The 18,758-nt window shown below is 44.8% G+C and carries 23 protein-coding genes; 7 read left to right on the top strand and 16 right to left on the bottom strand.

Annotated features, from left to right (window positions below; translation table 11 throughout):
- Positions 1-243: 243 nt before the first annotated feature.
- Positions 244-1,533 (bottom strand): phospholipase D family protein, encoded by a 1,290-nt coding sequence (locus QUB51_RS16560; RefSeq protein WP_333262030.1) that lies wholly within the window; start codon positions 1,531-1,533, stop codon positions 244-246.
- Positions 1,534-2,063: 530 nt separating this feature from the next.
- Complete coding sequence (locus tag QUB51_RS16565) at positions 2,064-2,507, bottom strand: hypothetical protein (protein ID WP_333298243.1); 444 nt, start codon at positions 2,505-2,507, stop codon at positions 2,064-2,066.
- A gap of 162 nt (positions 2,508-2,669) precedes the next feature.
- On the opposite strand from QUB51_RS16565, the gene QUB51_RS16570 reads away from it, so the two are divergent.
- The 4 genes from QUB51_RS16570 to QUB51_RS16585 are packed head-to-tail and all read left to right on the top strand — an operon-like array spanning position 2,670 to position 3,683.
- Positions 2,670-2,882 carry a helix-turn-helix transcriptional regulator gene (locus tag QUB51_RS16570; RefSeq protein ID WP_333262024.1) on the top strand — a complete coding sequence of 71 codons (213 nt, stop codon included), beginning with the start codon at positions 2,670-2,672 and terminating at the stop codon, positions 2,880-2,882.
- Between the two features lie 52 nt (positions 2,883-2,934).
- Positions 2,935-3,147 (top strand): helix-turn-helix transcriptional regulator, encoded by a 213-nt coding sequence (locus QUB51_RS16575; protein WP_333262157.1) that lies wholly within the window; start codon positions 2,935-2,937, stop codon positions 3,145-3,147.
- 56 nt (positions 3,148-3,203) lie between these two features.
- Positions 3,204-3,416 carry a helix-turn-helix domain-containing protein gene (locus QUB51_RS16580; protein ID WP_190735550.1) on the top strand — a complete coding sequence of 71 codons (213 nt, stop codon included), beginning with the start codon at positions 3,204-3,206 and terminating at the stop codon, positions 3,414-3,416.
- A 54-nt stretch (positions 3,417-3,470) separates the two neighbouring features.
- The gene (locus tag QUB51_RS16585; RefSeq protein ID WP_333210174.1) at positions 3,471-3,683 is read left to right on the top strand and encodes a helix-turn-helix transcriptional regulator; all 213 of its coding nucleotides are present in this window, start codon (positions 3,471-3,473) and stop codon (positions 3,681-3,683) included.
- Between the two features lie 29 nt (positions 3,684-3,712).
- Here the strand turns inward: QUB51_RS16585 and QUB51_RS16590 are convergent, their stop codons facing one another.
- The 11 genes from QUB51_RS16590 to QUB51_RS16640 form a co-directional block, all read right to left on the bottom strand.
- Positions 3,713-4,087: a hypothetical protein gene (locus QUB51_RS16590; protein ID WP_333054535.1), complete on the bottom strand. Its 375-nt coding sequence runs from the start codon at positions 4,085-4,087 to the stop codon at positions 3,713-3,715.
- Positions 4,088-4,103: 16 nt separating this feature from the next.
- Entirely contained in the window at positions 4,104-4,307 is a 204-nt protein-coding gene (locus tag QUB51_RS16595; protein WP_190657376.1) for a hypothetical protein, read from the bottom strand.
- Positions 4,308-4,381: 74 nt separating this feature from the next.
- On the bottom strand, positions 4,382-4,567 hold the full coding sequence (locus tag QUB51_RS16600; RefSeq protein WP_333048362.1) for a hypothetical protein: 186 nt from the start codon (positions 4,565-4,567) through the stop codon (positions 4,382-4,384).
- Between the two features lie 334 nt (positions 4,568-4,901).
- Entirely contained in the window at positions 4,902-5,852 is a 951-nt protein-coding gene (locus tag QUB51_RS16605) for a F0F1 ATP synthase subunit gamma (RefSeq protein ID WP_006631110.1), read from the bottom strand.
- A 382-nt stretch (positions 5,853-6,234) separates the two neighbouring features.
- Positions 6,235-7,752: a F0F1 ATP synthase subunit alpha gene (gene atpA, locus QUB51_RS16610; RefSeq protein ID WP_333037344.1), complete on the bottom strand. Its 1,518-nt coding sequence runs from the start codon at positions 7,750-7,752 to the stop codon at positions 6,235-6,237.
- Between the two features lie 111 nt (positions 7,753-7,863).
- Positions 7,864-8,409 carry an ATP synthase F1 subunit delta gene (gene atpH, locus QUB51_RS16615; protein WP_333054532.1) on the bottom strand — a complete coding sequence of 182 codons (546 nt, stop codon included), beginning with the start codon at positions 8,407-8,409 and terminating at the stop codon, positions 7,864-7,866.
- Positions 8,410-8,412: 3 nt separating this feature from the next.
- Complete coding sequence (locus QUB51_RS16620) at positions 8,413-8,940, bottom strand: F0F1 ATP synthase subunit B (RefSeq protein WP_333054531.1); 528 nt, start codon at positions 8,938-8,940, stop codon at positions 8,413-8,415.
- An 87-nt stretch (positions 8,941-9,027) separates the two neighbouring features.
- Positions 9,028-9,513 carry a F0F1 ATP synthase subunit B' gene (locus QUB51_RS16625; RefSeq protein ID WP_333054530.1) on the bottom strand — a complete coding sequence of 162 codons (486 nt, stop codon included), beginning with the start codon at positions 9,511-9,513 and terminating at the stop codon, positions 9,028-9,030.
- Between the two features lie 97 nt (positions 9,514-9,610).
- On the bottom strand, positions 9,611-9,856 hold the full coding sequence (gene atpE / locus QUB51_RS16630) for an ATP synthase F0 subunit C (RefSeq protein WP_006631105.1): 246 nt from the start codon (positions 9,854-9,856) through the stop codon (positions 9,611-9,613).
- Between the two features lie 128 nt (positions 9,857-9,984).
- On the bottom strand, positions 9,985-10,743 hold the full coding sequence (gene atpB, locus QUB51_RS16635; RefSeq protein WP_006631104.1) for a F0F1 ATP synthase subunit A: 759 nt from the start codon (positions 10,741-10,743) through the stop codon (positions 9,985-9,987).
- 55 nt (positions 10,744-10,798) lie between these two features.
- The gene (locus QUB51_RS16640; RefSeq protein ID WP_333054529.1) at positions 10,799-11,260 is read right to left on the bottom strand and encodes an ATP synthase subunit I; all 462 of its coding nucleotides are present in this window, start codon (positions 11,258-11,260) and stop codon (positions 10,799-10,801) included.
- A 162-nt stretch (positions 11,261-11,422) separates the two neighbouring features.
- Here QUB51_RS16640 and QUB51_RS16645 point away from each other — a divergent pair, with 162 nt between their 5' ends.
- Positions 11,423-11,659 (top strand): hypothetical protein, encoded by a 237-nt coding sequence (locus tag QUB51_RS16645; RefSeq protein WP_333210178.1) that lies wholly within the window; start codon positions 11,423-11,425, stop codon positions 11,657-11,659.
- A gap of 98 nt (positions 11,660-11,757) precedes the next feature.
- Here the strand turns inward: QUB51_RS16645 and QUB51_RS16650 are convergent, their stop codons facing one another.
- Both QUB51_RS16650 and QUB51_RS16655 read right to left on the bottom strand, forming a co-directional pair.
- Entirely contained in the window at positions 11,758-13,047 is a 1,290-nt protein-coding gene (locus QUB51_RS16650; RefSeq protein ID WP_333262021.1) for a hypothetical protein, read from the bottom strand.
- Positions 13,048-13,182: 135 nt separating this feature from the next.
- On the bottom strand, positions 13,183-13,632 hold the full coding sequence (locus QUB51_RS16655; RefSeq protein WP_333210182.1) for a nitrate reductase associated protein: 450 nt from the start codon (positions 13,630-13,632) through the stop codon (positions 13,183-13,185).
- A gap of 166 nt (positions 13,633-13,798) precedes the next feature.
- On the opposite strand from QUB51_RS16655, the gene moaA reads away from it, so the two are divergent.
- Together moaA and QUB51_RS16665 are read left to right on the top strand one after the other, a co-directional pair.
- Positions 13,799-14,788, top strand: a complete 990-nt coding sequence (gene moaA, locus QUB51_RS16660) for a GTP 3',8-cyclase MoaA (protein WP_333054525.1) — start codon at positions 13,799-13,801, stop codon at positions 14,786-14,788.
- A 526-nt stretch (positions 14,789-15,314) separates the two neighbouring features.
- Positions 15,315-16,157, top strand: coding sequence for a hypothetical protein (locus QUB51_RS16665; protein WP_333210184.1), 843 nt, complete (start codon positions 15,315-15,317; stop codon positions 16,155-16,157).
- 433 nt (positions 16,158-16,590) lie between these two features.
- Here QUB51_RS16665 and QUB51_RS16670 read toward each other — a convergent pair whose 3' ends face one another.
- Positions 16,591-17,976 carry a hypothetical protein gene (locus tag QUB51_RS16670; RefSeq protein ID WP_333054522.1) on the bottom strand — a complete coding sequence of 462 codons (1,386 nt, stop codon included), beginning with the start codon at positions 17,974-17,976 and terminating at the stop codon, positions 16,591-16,593.
- Between the last annotated feature and the right edge of the window lie 782 nt (positions 17,977-18,758).

An 18,758-nucleotide genomic window follows, 5' to 3' on the forward strand; every position in this document is an offset into this window, starting at 1 on the left:
ACACTATGTCTAGTTCCTTCAATCTGCAATCTTACAGGCTTACCAGCAAAGAAGTTACTTAAACTTTTAGCAAAGACTTAAGATGAGTATAAACTCTGAAACAATAAATTATCTTTGATTTCCTGACAATAAATGGCACTTTTGCAAGAAGCCTGCTATTACTTTTATGGCGGGTAAAGACGATGATTTTATCCCATAATCATTCTAAAATTAAGTTTGTATTGAGAACAAAATCATGGCACATTAAATTAATTCTCTGATTTCTTTTAGCTTTTTTTTTAAAGTGTTGAGATCTATTTCTTCTATTTCTTCTATTTCTTCTAATAGGCTGTAAATTTTTGATTGCCTCTTCTTCTTACCTTTTTCTATCCATTTTTGATATTTCGGATCGGCGAGCATTTTCTGATATTCCTGATATTCATTAACTTCTTCTTCAAAATCCTTTAGAATTTCATAAGGTAATTCCTCCATATTCTCTGGATCAGATATTATTTTATATTTTTCATTCGTAAGAATTTCATCAATATCATCAGAAGGCTTATAAGTTACATTTACTCTATATCTTACAAAACATCCTTCTGTCGTTTCTTGATCGGAACTATGAGGCATTATTTCAACAATTCGGAATTCCTCGTTTTTTGTTAAAAATAAGAGGCATAAAGAACCTTCGCGAAAATCCTCTTTCGCTTGCTCTAGAGTTGTGGGTGACGAGTGGAAACAATCTATATTCTCCTTATCATTAGCGAGATTAGTTGCCTTGTCACTAAGAGCCATATCAGTAATGACACCTAGTTCAATGAATTTACCATCTCGTGGTGTGCTGGTTATCAGTGCTTGATCTTGATTTACAGGCGTAGAATTTTCTTTAGACAGTTGGAGAACTTCATCTTGATCTTGACGAGACTGTTCTTTATTATATTTTCCTCTTGCATACTCCTCAATTATTTCTTGATCCCACGGAGGTGATATACTAATATGAGGCGATTTACTAATATATTTGTTTGACAAACGATAAATCAATTCTTTTGTTAAATTTAAGTTGCGGATACTAATACATAATTCTCCCTTACCTTCAAGACCTGCCTTGGTTAGATTAGATGACCCTATAATCGAAAAACCTATCTTAGAACCTTTCCCTTTCATACTACCTAAAAAACAATAGGCTTTGATATGAAAATTCTCATTTATATGAGATTTATCATTAATAGTTTTCGGGCATATAAATTTGACAAAGTTAGTCTTGTTTTCCGGGGATTTGGATAAAGTTAATATTTCTTGAATATCAATAGGTTCATTAAAATAATTTTTTGTTCCGATAGCAATCACAACTTCCGTATTTTTATTTAAAGAACGGTGTTCAAGAATCTTTTTTACTTGTTCCACCCCAGCAGGATTACGAACAAAAGCAGAAAACAGATAAATTTTATCCCAAGAAAATTTATCTGAATCTAATAAAAAATTGAGTTCGTTGTCTAAGTTGTCCTTTTCTAATTCTAATTTTTCGGGATTGTCGTATAAGAACCAAAAAGACATCGTAAATACCTCCAATTAATTGATATAAAACTTTTTAGGTAAGATGTAAACCACAATTTGATTATCTTCCCTAAAACTGCGCGATCGCACCTAATAAAGCCGACTAAAAACATAATCAGCCAACTCAATCAAAGCCTGCTTCGACTCCGACGGCGGGAACCCCACCAAACGCATAACCGCAGACTGAGCGGACTTAGCCTGTAATTCCCGCGATCGCCTGGGATGTTTGAAAGGTTACTCATGGGCTTAACTGGGATAGAGGGGGAAACGCATGGAGAAATTATAACTGTTGCTGTTGAGCTTGTACCAATTTTTTGAATGTTTGTGGCGAGTAATTCCTGTAGGGGCAATCCCCCCGTGGTTGCCCCGATCTTTCGGGCGGGCACGGGGGCACCGCCCCTACAGGGGGGGCAGGAGTTTATGAGAGTTACGCACAGCAAAGAAACCGGGTTTTTCACTTAGTTAAAGGCTGGGATGCCGTATTTTTGCAAAAAAACCCGGTTTCTAATCACCAGTGTTTTAGTCATAATTTAAAAATGTTGCAGCAGAGATTTTTCTTGTGCGTAAACCTTTCGCAGCGACTCCAGGGCGATCGCACTTAACATCAATTTAATCACCCCCACTAATTCCCCCCACTCCAACAATTCAGCAACAGAAACAGCTTGATGAAATTTATCCCCATAGAAATCCACCCAAAAATTTGGTGCAAATCTCTCCTTCAGACTCGCCATCCGCCGCTTCCAATAACCAAAATCTAAACCCGATGGCGATTCCACTCCCACCACTGGCGGAAAGTCCGCATAACTCACAAACCGACTCATTCCTTGGGCGTGCACGTACAGGATATGCGCCCAGCACTCGAAGCGATATATTTGTTCTACCTTGATTTTCAGCAGCCGCGCGATCGCCTCTTTTGTCACAAACCGGCTCAATCTGTGTCTGGGGGTTGATTTTGGTCGAAAGCTTGCTAACATGGTTGATACATCCCACTTGATGGGAATTTTCAATGGTTGATACATCCCACTTGATGGGAATTTGATTTGAATAGGCGATCGTCTTTAAGTTTTGCAGACGTTGGGGCGATCGCTTTTTACATTATAATTGTATGACCTATATCAATCATCTGTCAAGAGCTTATGGGCTTAATTAGATTACGGGTTCGAGAGTTTGCTGCCCAGAAAGGCTGGACGATCAAAGAGGTTTCAGAGCGATCGGGGGTAGTCTACAGTACGCTCAGAACCTATGCCCGATCGCCCGGATTAGCAACAATTGACGTGACAGCCTTGGACAAGTTGGCGAGGACTTTTGACGTGATGGTCGAAGATTTGTATGAGATTGTCCAAGATTAGCCGATCGCTTTTTACGATCAAATTATCCAAAACTAAATCTAGTGTTCGGGCAATGGGTTTAATTAGATTGCGGGTTAGAGAATTTGCTGCTGAGAAAGGCTGGACGATCAAAGAGGTTTCTGACCGATCGGGAGTCAACTACAGCACCCTCAGCACCTATTCACGTTCTCCAGGAATGGCAATGGTTGATTTTACTTGTCTGCTGAAGTTGGCACGTACTTTTGACGTGATGGTGGAAGATTTGGTTGAGGTCGTCAAAGAGTAGTCGATCGCTTTTTGGGATAAAACTATCCGATGATGGTACACCATCATTTGTCAAGTATGGGTTTAGTCAGATTAAAAGTCAGAGAACTAGCTAGCGAGAAAGGCTGGACGCTGAAAGAAGTTTCAGAACGATCGGGAGTAATTTACAGCACCGTCAGACACTACGCCCGCTGTCCGGGAGTGTCCACCATTGACTTTATTTCTATACACAAATTGGCTCGCACCTTTGATGTAATGATTGAAGACTTGGTGGAAATTGTGCAGGAGTGAGCGATCGCTTTTTATGATAAATTTTTTTCCAAGACTAAATCTAGTTTTTTGTCAATGGGTTTAATTAGATTGCGGGTTCGAGAGTTGGCTGCTGAGAAAGGCTGGACGATCAAAGAGGTTTCAGAGCGATCGGGCGTAGTCTACAGTACCCTCAGAACCTATGCCCGATCGCCCGGATTAGCAACAGTTGACGTGACGGCCTTGCACAAGTTGGCGAGGACTTTTGATTTGTCGATCGAAGATTTGTATGAAATTGTCCAGGAATAGTCGATCGCTTTTACGAACTAATTATCCACTCAATATTGTTCGACAGTTGCTAGCATCTGATTGACAGACTCACCCCGTTGTAGTGCTTCCCAATCCGATGTAACAGGTTGGTAAGAACAGTAACACACCACAATTCGCTCCTCAGTATCGGAAGCAGAAAACTGCTGAACGCGAGTAACTACCCAATCTCCATCTTTCCCGTGGGTGACTCCATTACCGGGGTCAGATAGATTTTCATAATCGCGGGTTTTGTCCCCTACTTGAGGAATTTCTGGGTTTTCTTCCCAAGTCCAATTTTCCCAAAGTATATTAGTTAGACCGCCCCTCGGCATAAGCTGACGTTCTTCCCAGCCCGGAGCACTCATGCTTTCGGTTTTGTAGACAATCCAGATTTTTTTTGCCATTTTTCCTCCCTTTCCTTTAATCTTGGTAATCTTGCCACATATCCTGAAACGAGGTTTGTTCCCCGTCAAACACGCAAGCCACATCAGGGGGGGTGTTACGAGTCACTCGGATTTCTTTTAACCGCCAGTGGTATTTTTCGCCCATCTTTTCACAGAGTTCGGGATCTGTAACATGGTGTACGTTTTCTGGCTTTGGATTCGGTACGCGATCGCTCCTCACTTCAGACTTCCCTTAAAGTTTAAAAACTAAATGTCTTGCCCTGTATGCGATCGCTCCACCACTGCACACAGCAGCTATGTGTTGTTTTGGTTTTGACTTGCTTCTATTTTTGGTTGCTCAGCCTTCATGACATATTGCTCCATAAATTCCAGCAAAACATCCCTCATATTTTTACCGTCCCTAGCAACAGCCGACTTAAATCGGTTCCGCAGATCCGGCGGCATTTCTACTCTAATAGCCACAGTCTTGTTTTCATCCATACAGGCTCAAGGCTTTACAACATATACATTTTGACATTTTTATGTAGTTTGCCTAAAAACCAGCTTTTTGTATACAGGTGCATTAGTTTAACTATATGCCTTAGTGCATACTAATGCAAGAGTGCAAAAAATGCCGTTTTCCGCGAAAAACGCTACAGAGCGTTAATTTAAGTCATTTAGCTATGATTTACGCTCATAAACCCGGTTTCTGCAAAAAATCTTGAGTTTGGCTTTGTTAGTACATTGTGGTCAATTGTAACAACTTTATAAATAAAAAAAGCGCCTGAGTTTCCTCAGACGCATACCATAAAATCAACAAATTGTCAACCCTAACCTAACCATTCAAAGCCTCAGCACCGCCGCAAACTTCCAGGATTTCCTGAGTAATTGCCGCTTGCCGCGCCTTGTTATAAGTCAGCGTCAAACTACCGATCAAATCGCTAGCATTCTCACTAGCATTGTTCATCGCCGTCATCCGCGCAGCCAACTCGCTAGCAGCAGACTCTTGCAAAGCCCGCAGCAATTGGTTGTTCAAATACAAGGGCAAAAGAGCCTCCAGAATTTGCGCCGGATCTTGCTCGAAAATCATGTCCCTGGGCAAACTCTTCGTAGGTGAAGCAACCTTCTCGCGCGATACTTGAAACTGTCCGCCTTGCGATGTCAAGCGGAAGATTTCATCATCGGGAGTTTCCAAACCTTGGGGGTCGAGGGGCAGCAAAGTTTGAATTACCGGACGCGAACTAATTAATGACACAAACTTGGTGTAAATTAGCTCAACTCTGTCCACAGTTCCCGACAGGAACAAAGAAAGCAATTCGTCAGCAATTTGTGCCGCTTCCGGTGCTGTGGGAATTTGTTCTAAGTTAGCGTAAGTAGCATCGATCGGCTGTTCGCGGCGCTGGAAATACTGAGTAGCTTTGCGTCCTACCAACACGTATTTGTAGTCTAAGCCTTCAGCTTTGATTTCCTTAGCGCGATTTTCGGCGTATCTGATGATGTTGCTGTTGTAGCCGCCGCACAAACCCCGATCGCCCGAAACTACCAACAGTCCCACCGATCGCACTTCGCGTTTTTTCAGCAGCGGCAAATCCAGGTTTTCAAACTGCAAGCGTTCCGCCAAACCGTATAATACCTCTGCCAGTCGATCGGCAAAAGGCCGAGTAGCAGTCACCTGTTCTTGAGCGCGGCGCACCTTTGCAGCGGCCACCAAGCGCATTGCTTCTGTAATCTTTTTAGTGTTCTTGACCGACTTAATGCGATCGCGAATAGTTTTCAGATTTGCCATAATTTTCTCCTTTTTTCTTAGCTTTTATTCTGAGTTCTTAGTTCCTAGTCATCAATTTTTAAGCTTGTGCGCGATCGAGAAACGGCATTTTTTAACCCACCGTAGGGACACGGCACTGCCCATTCGTGTCAACTTAAGCCGAAAGCCCGCCAGGGACTGAAGTCCCTGTCTAATAGCGAAAGTCCTCTGAAGAGGACTAATAATTTCTTCAGTCCTCTTCAGAGGACTTTTGCTTTGAGACAGGGGTTTTAACCCCTGTCGGACTGAGGGTTTAACGTGTTTGTTGACACCAATGGGCAATGCCGTGTCCTTAATCTAGGGACACTCCAAGAGCCGTGTCCCTAACAATTTCACCCGCTAATCACTGATGACTAAAGACTAATTACGCAGAAACCAAGAAACTTTGCTTGTATTCAGTGATGCCTTCTTTCAGCAGCTTCTCAGCTTCATCAGTCAAGGCCTTTCCGCCTTGAACAATTTCGCCGTACTTCGGCTTGCTAGTCCGCAAATAGTCGCGCAAACCAACAGTAAACTTGCTGACTTTTTCCACAGGAATGTCATCCATATAGCCGTTAATACCGGCATAGATTACAGCAACTTGTTCGTTCATCGGCAGAGGCGAACTTTGGGGCTGTTTCAACAGTTCCCGCAAGCGCTGACCGCGCGACAATTGATTTTGAGTAGCTTTATCCAAGTCAGAAGCAAACTGAGAAAATGCTGCCAGTTCTTCAAACTGTGCCAATTCCAATTTCACCTTACCGGCTACTTTTTTCATAGCCTTAGTTTGAGCCGCCGAACCTACCCGCGATACCGAAATACCGGGGTTTACTGCAGGACGCAAACCAGCGTTAAACAAGTCAGAAGAAAGGAAGATTTGACCGTCGGTAATCGAAATTACGTTCGTCGGAATGTAAGCAGAAACGTCACCAGCTTGGGTTTCGATAATTGGCAAAGCAGTCATGCTGCCTTCGCCCAAATCGTCGCTCAATTTAGCAGCGCGTTCTAGCAAGCGAGAGTGCAGGTAAAACACGTCTCCGGGATAAGCTTCGCGACCGGGAGGACGGCGCAGCAACAAGGACATTTGGCGGTAAGCTTGTGCTTGTTTGGAAAGGTCATCGTAAATGACCAAAGTGTGCTTGCCTTTGTACATGAAATACTCGGCTAAGCTAGCACCTGTGTAGGGAGCCAAGTATTGCAGGGTTGCGGGGTCGCTAGCGTTGGCTGCTACTACGATCGTGTAGTCCATCGCGCCCTTTTCTTGCAGGACGTTGACGATGTTAGCTACTGTAGAAGCTTTTTGACCGATCGCCACGTAAACGCAGATCACGTTTTCCGATTTTTGGTTGATGATTGTGTCGATCGCGATCGCAGTTTTACCGGTTTGTCTGTCACCGATAATCAGTTCCCGCTGTCCTCTTCCCACCGGAATCATCGCATCAATAGCGGTAATTCCTGTTTGCATGGGTTCGTAAACAGAACGGCGAGAAACAATCCCCGGTGCCGGAGATTCAATCAAGCGAGATTCAGTAGTTTTAATTTCTCCTTTGCCGTCAATCGGACGGGCCAAAGCATCAACTACCCGTCCCAACATTGCTTCACCCACGGGGACTTCAGCAATTCTGCCAGTAGCAGTAACTGCCGAACCTTCTTGAATGCCGAGGCCTTGGCCCATCAACACTGCACCCACGTTATCTTGTTCGAGGTTCAGTGCAATGCCCACGGTGCCGTCGGCAAATTCTAGCAATTCCCCAGACATAGCTTTATCCAAGCCATAAATCCGAGCAATGCCGTCGCCTACTTGCAGAACAGTACCGACGTTAGAGACTTTTACGTCTTGGTCGTACTGTTCAATTTGCTGGCGAATAATGCTGCTAATTTCGTCAGGTCTGATTGCTGCCATGTCAGTTGTTTTTTGTCAGTTGTTTGTTGTCAGTTGTCAGTTATCAGTTGTTCAAAACTACCAACCGTTAACTGCTAATTAAATTAGCTAATAGTCATCAGCTATTAACTCTCAGGAATTCAAGCGAATTCCTAGACGGCGCAATTGTCCCCGCAGGCTGGCATCAATTACTTGAGAGCCTACTTTGATTACCACACCGCCGATTAAATCTGCGTCTATTTTGGTTTCAATTTCTACGCTTCTAGCGCTGGTCATCGCCTGCACTTTCTCGCGAACAGTCTGCTGTTGAGCGTCTGAAAGCGGGACTGCCGATGTAACTTCAGCCAATACTGTTTGGTTTAGTTCTCGGAGCCTTGCCAAGTATTGTTTGCCAATCCCTTCTAAAAAAAGAATTCTTCCTTTGTCTACTAATAGCTTCAGAAAGCTGTGCATCAAGGGGCTCATTTCTTCACCCGCTATTTGCCCAATTACGGCTTTTTTAGCATCCGGTTTTACCAGCGGATTGGCTAAAAATTGACGCAAATCTTCCGAACCTTCTAGCAGGCTCAGCAAGGAACGAATATCTTCGCCGAACTTCTCTGAGAGATTGTTAGACTGAGCCAGTGACATCAAGGCAGATGCGTAAGGCTGTAAGACTTCTGTGCTGACTGTACTCACGTTTTAGCCTCCCAGTAACGCAATGCTGCGATCGATTAATTGGTGTTGAGCGCTGTCGTCTAAGCTAGTTTTTAGCTGGCTTTCCACCTTTGCTAATGCCAGAGATACAACCGCCGATCGCAGTTGGGCGATCGCTCTTTCCCGCTCCGCTTCCAACTCTTGACCTGCTGTTGCTCTCATTCGTTCAACGTCTTGCGCTGCCTGAGCTAGAATTGCTTCTTTTGCTTTCTTGGCAGTTTCTTCAGCAGCGGCACGAATTCGTTCGGCTTCTGCTTGCGCTTGAGTCAGTTTTTGCTGTTGCTCTGCTAGAGCTGCTGCTGCATCTTTTTGGCGTTTTTCTGCATCTTGAATCGCCTCTTGGATAGCCGAACGCCTCTCTGTCAGGATTTTACCTACAAATCCGCGCCCGAAATAAAACAGCACTGCAATAATAATGACCAGGTTAATCAGGTTGGTTTCTAAAATATCGAAATTTAAACCGAAACCACCTTCGCCGCTAGCTTCTGTGGCTAGCAATAAAACAGTCCCCATGATACTCTTCCATAATTGCGCGTGCAGATTGGGTGAAGCGATTTTAGATTTGAGATTCCATCAAAAATCTAAAACTCTTCGGTCTCGCTATTTGGCCAACGACTGCCCTAATAGCTTTTCGAGAATTTGGCCGCTGAGCGCGTCTACTTGTTGTTCTAGTGAGCGCATTGCTTCTTGCTTTTGCTGCTCTATTTCTTGCCCAGCTTTTTCTCGCGCGACTTGAGCTTCTTGTTGAGCCTCAGCTACTTTTGCTGCCCCAATTTTTTGGGCATCAGCTTGAGCAGCAGCAATTACTGATTGAGACTGTTTGCGAGTTTCTCCCAGTTTTTGCTCGTACTGCTGCGCTAGTTGCTGAGCTTTTGCCAAGCGTTCTTTGGCGGAGACTTGAGTGTTGCGAATGTAATCGGCGCGATCGTCAATTGACTTGCTGAGCGGCTTGTAAAAAATTACATTCAAGACTGCGACTAGAATTAAAAACTGCACCGCCATCAGAGGCAGCGTAGCATCTATATCAAACAGTCCCCCTTCCTTAGCCGCTTCTTCAACTGCTAGTAATACTGTCCAGTGCATCATGATTTTTTGACGGCTTCCATCTAATTCGCTTAATCGATTTTAGACTTGAGATTTTGGATTAGAATCGCCAAAACCTCAAATCTAAAATTTCCAATTATTATGCGAAGGGGTTGGCAAACAGCAGCACTAGGGCTACGACCAAACCGTAAATTGTGAGCGCTTCCATGAACGCCAAACTCAACAGCAAGGTGCCGCGAATTTTACCTTCTGCTTCCGGCTGACGGGCAATACCTTCTACAGCCTGACCTGCTGCATTACCTTGACCGATGCCAGGGCCGATTGCAGCTAAACCTACTGCCAAAGCGGCGGCAATTACGGAAGCGGCAGCAACTGTTGGGTTCATGATGATTTTCCTTATCTAAAGTACAAAATTGAGAACAGAAAGTCTAGAGAATTGTCCGATTTTACGGCCGAAAGTTTAAGTTCAGAAATTTATTTTTTCCTCCCTCATGCTTCGCCGTTTATCGTTAGTTAATCGTGGTGTTCTTCGCCGTGACCGCCTTCTAGAGCTTCACCAATGTAGGCGGCGGCTAAGGTAGCAAAAATCAAAGCTTGAATTGCACTCGTAAATAGTCCCAAAACCATCACTGGCAGAGGAACAAATAAAGGCACTAGCAACACTAGCACTCCGACCACCAATTCGTCCGCAAGAATGTTGCCAAACAAACGGAAACTCAGGGACAGAGGCTTAGTGAAATCTTCTATGATTTTGAACGGCAACATAAAAGGCACCGGTTCAACATAGTGGGCGAAATACCCCAAGCCGCTTTTGCTGAGACCTGCATAAAAATATGCTAGAGAAGTCAGCAGTGCAAATGCTACCGTCGTGTTGATGTCAGCGGTAGGAGCTCCCAATTCCCCTGATGGCAGCTTAATCAGCTTCCAAGGAATTAGAGCGCCAGACCAGTTTGACACAAAGATGAACAGAAATAATGTACCAATAAACGGTACCCAAGGGCGATATTCTTTTTCCCCAATTTGGTTTTTAGCCAAGTCCCGAATAAATTCCAGCGCATACTCCATAAAATTTTGCATTCCGCTGGGAATTCGCTGGATTTTGCTGGTTCCTAAAATCGAAACTACGACTAAAACAGCAATTACAAACCACGAGGTTAGAAAAACCTGCCCGTGCACTTTCAGATTGCCCAGTTGCCAGTACAACTGCTGGCCAACTTCCAATTCGGCGAGGGGGAAACGATTAAAGGTGTTTAGAACGTCAAGCATTGCCATTCAACGGGCTTCCCCATACAAATCGATGAGTTGAGTTTTGCTCGAATTGCCTGACTTACCTGTAGTCTAGTGCTAATGCACTTCGGATCACGTAAACCATCAGCGCAGCTTTGTAAGTCAGAAATCCCAAAAATATCGGTAAAATCTGTAGCTGATTCCACTGTGTTCCTACTATCATCACCGCTAAAAACACACCGAGCCTTGTCTTGCTGATGCGTTGATTTTGGCTGCCGATTCGTTCAACGTCTCTAGCCAACATCTTTAAGTAAACCACACCTGTGCTCGCCCCAAGCAAATAATTCAGGGCAATATTGAGCGAGTAAAAAATCCAAACGGAGATAAAAATAATCGCCGTAAACGCAAGGGTGTACGCCAACAACTCTTGTTGGAGGCGATAAAAGTCTTGCATGGGATTCGTTGTCTCGGACGAGACTGTCGAGACTGTTGAGACTGTGCCAGCTTGAGGAATATCCTCGGTTGCTGGTGTGGGTTCGGTGGGTGTGTTTTGCGTGTTCACGAAGCTCAGAAACTAATGCAGGTAGCAGGCGAGTGCTTTGCAAACTCAGAAAAATAATACCACGCTGCGGTAACAATACTTAAAATAAAATTAATCATATTTTTTACTTTACTGGTTTCTAGGAAGAGCCTGGGAACCGATGTCACTCTTGCTCTGCCTCGCGTGGCGAAGGGTAAATTGGAGGCTCTTCTCGCCTATCTGCGTTACGAGGCAGAACCGACTGAACGCATCATCATTTTGAGTCGGCGACCGACGACTTTCACTATGAGACAGGGGTTTGCAACCCGCTGTCGGACTGTCGGACTGTCGGGCTGTCGGATTGTCGGATTGTCGGGCTGTCGGATTGTCCAGAAGACCGACAGGGAATTAATTCCCTGTCTCATAGCACAAGTCGGTTAAAAACCGACTGAAATCCTATAATTTTTAGTCTTCTTGCAGTCGTCTTCAGAAAACTACTTCACCGCATTCAGCTTGAGGATTGCTATAACTGATAACAGTTAAAAGTCCCCATTCAACGTGGTAAAATTGGCTGCGCTTAGAGCAGCAGGTTGGACTCCGGTAACAACCCCTAAAATTTGTCCGGTAGCAACAATCCGAATTGCTGTATTGCTACCCGAAGCATCTAAGGCAATTCCTGCAAATGCAAGTCCGTTGGTGAGGGCGATCGCATCTTGACCCGCCGTAAAATCCGCAATAACATCGGCTTCAGATACATTGGAGGCGGCTGCATTCACCCGCAGTACAAACAGATCGTTTCCAGCTTCACCTGTCAGAATATCTCTACCTAAGTCACCTACCAATTGGTCGTTACCCTCTCCTCCATTGAGCACATCGTTGTTTTGTCCGCCACGTAGGAGGTCGTCACCCGCACCGCCAGAGATCGTATCATTTCCGAGGTTTCCAGCGATAATGTCATTGCCGGCGTTGCCCTCGATGCGATCGTTATCGCGACCGCCCCAGAGCGTATCGTTGCCGTCGCCTCCTAGTATAGTATCGTTGCCGGCATTGCCATTTACCCGATCGGCCGATGGCGACCCTTGGATCGAGTCGTTACCATCTAAACCTTGAACCAGTAGATTGCCGACTCGAGCTGGATCGATGGTAAAGTTATCGGCATTGGTGGAGAGGTTGAAGAAGAGGCCATTGGGATCCAAGGGGGAAGGAGAAATGGTTCCAGGTGTGAAACCATATTGAAGATGATCGACTTCCCAGTTATTTTTACCGGGCATCGACAATCGAATTGATGAGATCCCGTTTTGATTGACCACTCCAAAGAATCTATCTTCTGAGGTTGTACGCGAAATACTCTCATCACCCAGCGAAAAGGGACCGATAACCCCCAGAGATTCTCCCAATGGCCCAAACGCCTCAAATAACGTGTTATTTAGCAAGTCGCCAGACCGGGGTGTGCCGCCACCATTCCTGCCAATATCCGTCCAGACAATTCCAGCATGGGTTGGTAATTGACCCCCAAGTGCATTAGCGGAAAAGTTGAAGGTAAAGCTGCTAGTCCTCAAATTCGAGAATAAGCTGCTGCTGTTTCCCCTGGCCTGACCATCAATAACTCCGTCATCGCCGTCCACCGAGTCGCTGAAGGTTGTTGCAATATCTGTTGTGGCAAACTCAGAAACAGTAACACCCGGTGTATTTAAAGCGCCGTCTTCAAAGTCTTCTAAATGAAAGTAAGTGAACCTAACTGGGCTAAATGGGCTGATGGCACTTCCTGCTGATGGATTGTTGAAAGCCCAGTAGGGCAGTGGATCAAAAAACTGAGGATTGTTAGACATGGTGTCTTGAAAGTAAATGCTACTTAAAAGTTATATTCTCGCTGAAAATGAGGCGATATGGTAAAGAAATCGCTCCCAACCAACAACCTACATTGAGTGATTGCTCGCGCTGGCTACAAACTTTTTACCATATACTTATTCAATAAGTTGAAACTCTCGAACAGCGGGGAGAAAGTTTTTATTCTCGTGGCTCGATCGACTAAGCTTAATCAAAGCAAATCGCTGTAGCGGCTGCAAACTCGCCCACTGTGCCAAAGTTATTGTGACGCCGAACTCTTGCGCTTTTGCAGAAACAGACTCCGGTACAGTTGCAGCATCCATCCACGGGGGATTTTCATCAACGGTCAAATCTGTTCCCGGTTTGCCTGTCTGTTGAATTAATACTTGGTTTAGCTGTTCTCGGTAATCGATAATTTCTGCTTCTGTCAAGCAAGGTTTCTCTACAAGCATTTGACGTTCTGCTTGGTTAAAATGATTCCAATCCTGCAACTTTAATTTAATGCCACAAGTATCTAACTTGAGACGTACTTGCATCGGGATGCACCGCAGGGCTTCTACAAAATCGGCTTCAAATTCAAAGAACATAAATATACAAATTTGTGAATGAGATTTTTTTTTATTAACCGCAGAGGGCGCAGAGAGCGCAGAGTAAGAGAAGAGAGAGAAATCTATGCAGGTTTTTTGCTTTCTATCAATAATTGCAGAAAATCGAGTCAGCATTTATAATTAAATAATATTACAAACTATTGACATGGATACCGTAGACTACCTTCGGATTAGCTTGATAGACCGCTGCAACTTCCGCTGTCTCTACTGTATGCCGGAAGGTAGTGAGTTGGACTATGTATTGCAGCAGCAGTTGTTAACTCACTCGGAATTGCTAACTCTGCTGCGGGAAGTTTTTATACCCGTGGGATTTACCAAGTTTCGGTTGACGGGTGGGGAACCGCTGCTGCGCCCTGGGGTGGTGGATTTGGTAAGGTCGATCGCATCTTTGCCGGAAACGCGAGATTTGTCAATGACAACTAATGGCTTTTTGCTGGCGGGAATGGCCCAAAATCTCTACGATGCTGGTTTGCGCCGGATTAATATTAGTTTGGATTCGCTGGAACCGGAGACTTTTGATAAGATAATTGGCAGTCGGGGACGATCGCGATGGACGCAGGTTTGGGAGGGAATTCAAGCGGCTTATCACGCAGGATTTGACCCGCTGAAACTGAATGTTGTGGTAATTCCCGGTGTGAATGACGGCGAAATATTGGATTTAGCGGCGTTAACTATTAACCGGAATTGGCACGTTCGTTTTATTGAGTTTATGCCGATCGGCAATGGGGATTTATTTGGCGATAAGGGTTGGGTAGCCTCAGCCGAATTGCGGCAACGAATTAGCGACAAATACGGGTTAGCGGAGTCGGGTGTTCGCGGAAATGGGCCGGCGGATGTGTTTCAAATTCCGGGGGCGAAGGGCACTTTAGGATTTATCAGCCAAATGTCCGAGTGTTTTTGCGATCGCTGCAACCGGATGCGTTTGTCTGCTGACGGGTGGCTGCGGCCTTGTCTGCTGAACGAAACCGGGCAAATTGACTTGAAAACTGCTTTGCGGAATGGGGTGTCTACGGTTGAATTGCGCGATCGAGTGCGGCACATATTAGAGATGAAACCGGAAATTAATTTCAAACAGCGGGATTCGGGAACTACTCAAGGAAATTACAGTCGCACCATGTCTCAAATCGGTGGGTAATTGTCTTTAGTGCGATCGGTCATTTATGTACTTATTCCTAGGTTGCGTTGAGCTAAGCAAAACCCAACTCTCTGTGAAAGTAACAAGTTGGGTTTCGTTCCTCAACCCAACCTACAACTACTATAGCAATCCTTGCAGGAGTCGTAAAAAATCACGACTCCTGCAAGGATTGCTATATGCTTGCACCGCAAGCATTATAAATCACTCATTTAGCCGATATTCTTTGTTGAAGTACGGCTAATTCTATGCCTTTGGGGACTTGGGAATCACTCTGAGGGTAGAGCCTGGTTAATACCTTAACGAGTTACATTGGATACAAATGAAGGAAAAACCAAAAGTTCTCTAAACTCCCTAAGCTAAAAGCTGTTAAGCAATTAAACTCATGAGCCAAACACCCAACGCTTACACCTGAATCTTGACGGTAAATCGAAATAAGTGATTTAAATGCTCAACAGCTTAGCTCAAGTTTTCAAACCAGGGCATCTCCTACAGACAATATTTTTTGAATAGTTGTGGCAAGATAATTATGAAACCTAACGAAGAAAATAGCTCTAGCCGTGAAATTCATCAAGAAGTTCACACCGATGCAACTAACGGTCACGTCAGTACAACGCGAACCACTACAAGTGTTCCGAGTACAACGGGGAAGGCTTCTAAAGAAGCAGCTCATCACCAAGGTTATGTACAGGGTCAAATGGCGGAAAATCACCGCCAACTTGGAGTCCAAGAAGTCCGCGATAATGAGAATGCTGGTCGCGGGTTACTGTTAGGAATTCTTCTTGCTTCTTTGGCAGGCTTAGTTCTGGGCAGTGTATATTACTTCAATCGGAGTGAGGAGGCTCCTACTCCGGCTTCTGCTCCTGTGATTGTTGTACCGAAAGCGAATCAGCCTTCAGCAACACCAGCTCCGACTCGGACTATAGAGAGAGAAAAAACGATCATTCAAAAGATTGTTCCGGTTCCGGTTCAACCATCTCCAGCTCAAAACCCTACGCCTGATCCTCAACCAAGTCCAGCTCAAAACGCAACTCCGGCTCCTCAAGCAAGTCCGGCTCCCAATATCAATATTACAATTCCAAATTCACAGCAGCAAGATGCACCCGCTCAGGAAGCAGCGCCGTCTCCATCTTCGCCGTCAAATAATACCAATACTACGGTTCCGACTCCGCAGAATGAGCCAGATTCCACTCCAACAACTCCAGCACCTGAGAGTTCAGCTACTCCATCTCCAACTCAAGATGATGGTGCTTCTGGAGCAGGTACCAGTGGCCAAACTAATACGGAAAGCCAGAGCGATTCTAATCCTACGGATACGGCTGTACCTAATAGCAACTCCGGCGCAGAGGGTGCGACTGGTTCACCACAATAAAAGTTTGATGTCGAATTAGTCCGCTACGGGTTCAAACCCCAGACTCATAGCTAAAGTCCTTTAAAGCTGATATCTGGCACCATTCTCGCTTAACAGGCTTTTCGGCCTGTTCCACAAAATATAAATTTTCTTGTGGAACAGGCCGAAAAGCCTGTTCATAAAAGGCTTATTGATAATGGTGCAACATATTAGTTAAAGAGGACTTTTTTTAGGGTTTAAAGTGAAATCTTGCACCATTATCAATAAGCCTGCTATAGGCGGGATATCCTGCCCAACCCCTACTCCCCACAAGAAAATGCACTTGTTGTGGAACAGGCTCGAAAGCCTGTTAAGCGAGAATAATGCAACATCTCAGACTAACCGCACATTGTGGCTGAACTCAAAAAACCAGGTTTCTGCGATGGAAAACGTTTTAAGATTTTGCCAATCTATCCTAAGAAACTGTTTGGTGAACTAATTTAACTTTCCCTAAAGCCGTCTTTCTGCTGTCAAATAGTTTCATCACCCCGGAGGAGATGGTCTCGATGACATCGGGAGAACAGTAAGAGAGAAACTCTTCCGAGGAAATATGACCGGCAAAAAACTCTTGAGCTTTCTTCAAAAAGTTTTCAGTTTCAGCAAAACCGATAGATTTGATAATAAACGTAGCTACGGGAGAGTTTTTAATATCATAGGGAGATTCTTGATTTCGTCCTATTGCTAACAAATTTAAAACCTCTTTTTCCAACTGAGTTTCTAATGGGTAGGCAATCTGTTTGTTGGGCAAGTAATCCTCCAAAACTGAGGTCTTAAATCCGGGTGCGCGCAATTCTCCCATCATAGTAGAAAGCGGAATATCGCGCCCCAAGCGGTAGGAAAGAGCTTCTAAAATGGCGATGGTAATTAGCTTGATACCCAGATAAAGTTTAGCAACTTCGATATTTTTGCGAGTTCGGGCAATCAGGTTAGCGTAGGTTGCATCGTCCGGCTCTTGCATAAACTGCTGGAAAACCAGCTCGGGTTTGAGGAAGTTCAAAAATCCTTCCATTTTTTGCAGAGACCTGCGATATCCGGCAACAGTATAGGAATTAACATTGGTCAATTCGTGGTTGGTTTCTGGCATCAAATTCCAGGTATTGTCTAAGAAATTAGAGGAATTTGGAGATGCAAAATTCTCGACATCTCTATTTGCTAACCTGACTGCACGCTTGACAATTTCTAAGGTTTGGGCATCGCTCCATCCCAAGTTAAAATCGCGATTTGCACTTGCTAAACGCTGGTACAAAAGTTCGATCGCACTCAAACCGCTGGGCGAAACGGGGCGAAAAGGGATAGTAGCTTCGATGCAAGCGGCGATTTCGGCGATCGTACTAGCTGGCAAAAAAGGCTCCAAAGATTTGGCAGCAATAACGGCACTCAAAAATTCGTTTTGGCCGCCAAACGGAGAGAGAGTCTTGCCGGGAATAAACCCAAATACTGAGGCCACTAGGTGATACATGGCATCGTCGGGCAGTTCGGTTTCATCTCTAATAACTAACTGCGATCGCACTTCTTTGACAAAAGGACAAAGGGCGCTGCTAATATTGAAACTAACCCCCTGATCGACTTGCACGTACACGAGGTCGTGAAACAGGGCAGCCAGCACCTCGATCGGATCGACTGACCCCCCGACCTCAAAAATGTGTTCCGACGTGTGAAAGTAGCGCCAAGGCCCTCTCATCGTTTGAATAATTAGCTCAGCTATCTGCTCCAGCTTGGGAATGTCTACTTGACCTCCCAATTGCTCGATCGAGCTTACCAAGCAATCCAAGCACCGTTTTTGTTCTGCCAAAAGCTCCATTTACACACCTCCAGTGCATTCCCTGATTGTCTTGCGCTTGATTGCATGGTATCAAAACGCGCTGCGATCGTGCCATAATTCGTCACTCAAAAATTTCAAATTTTAGGGTGAAACAGGGAGAGGGGGCGAGGGAAAGAGGAAGAGCGAGGAAGAGCGAGGGAGAGCGAGGGAGAGCGAGGGAGAGAAATTAAGTATTAAAAATTCTGCCGTTGTGGAGATTCGGGCAACTTGGGCGATCGGTATCATAAATTACAGTAAAAATGACAAAAAGTGGGTAAAAACTTGATGAATTTTTGAGGAAATTATGAGGGATTTTTGACAAAAGCTGTGGGTGGGTGGCATTGACACCAGCTTCAAGCTGCGGTGGTCTAAATACTGCGTGTGGCCTCAGAATAAGATTCCTAGACGTGCTGATAAACTTCAGTTGATTAGCTTTCGGGCAGTTGGTCTAAAGCTTCCTCGCTCGCCACTTTAACTGCTGCCTTGGTTTGCTGTGACCTCCCCCAATCTAACACTAACAGAACTTACGCAACTGTCAATCGATTTTAGATTTTAGATTTTAGATTTTAGATTGAAGCATTGACTTGCGCGAGATAAATTCGGGGGCTTGCTTATCGGATACACGTTTTTGATTTCTCCACGGATGAATCACGTGGCGGGTATCCTGGATGCTTTCGGTCACAAGTGATACTGGCACCATGCAGCACAAAATCAGACAATAAACATGGGAACATCGGGGCGTTTCAGTGGCTCAATTAAATAATGGGACAACATCAATCGAG

The organism is Microcoleus sp. AT8-A3 (genome assembly GCF_036705675.1).
Classification (GTDB): domain Bacteria; phylum Cyanobacteriota; class Cyanobacteriia; order Cyanobacteriales; family Microcoleaceae; genus Microcoleus.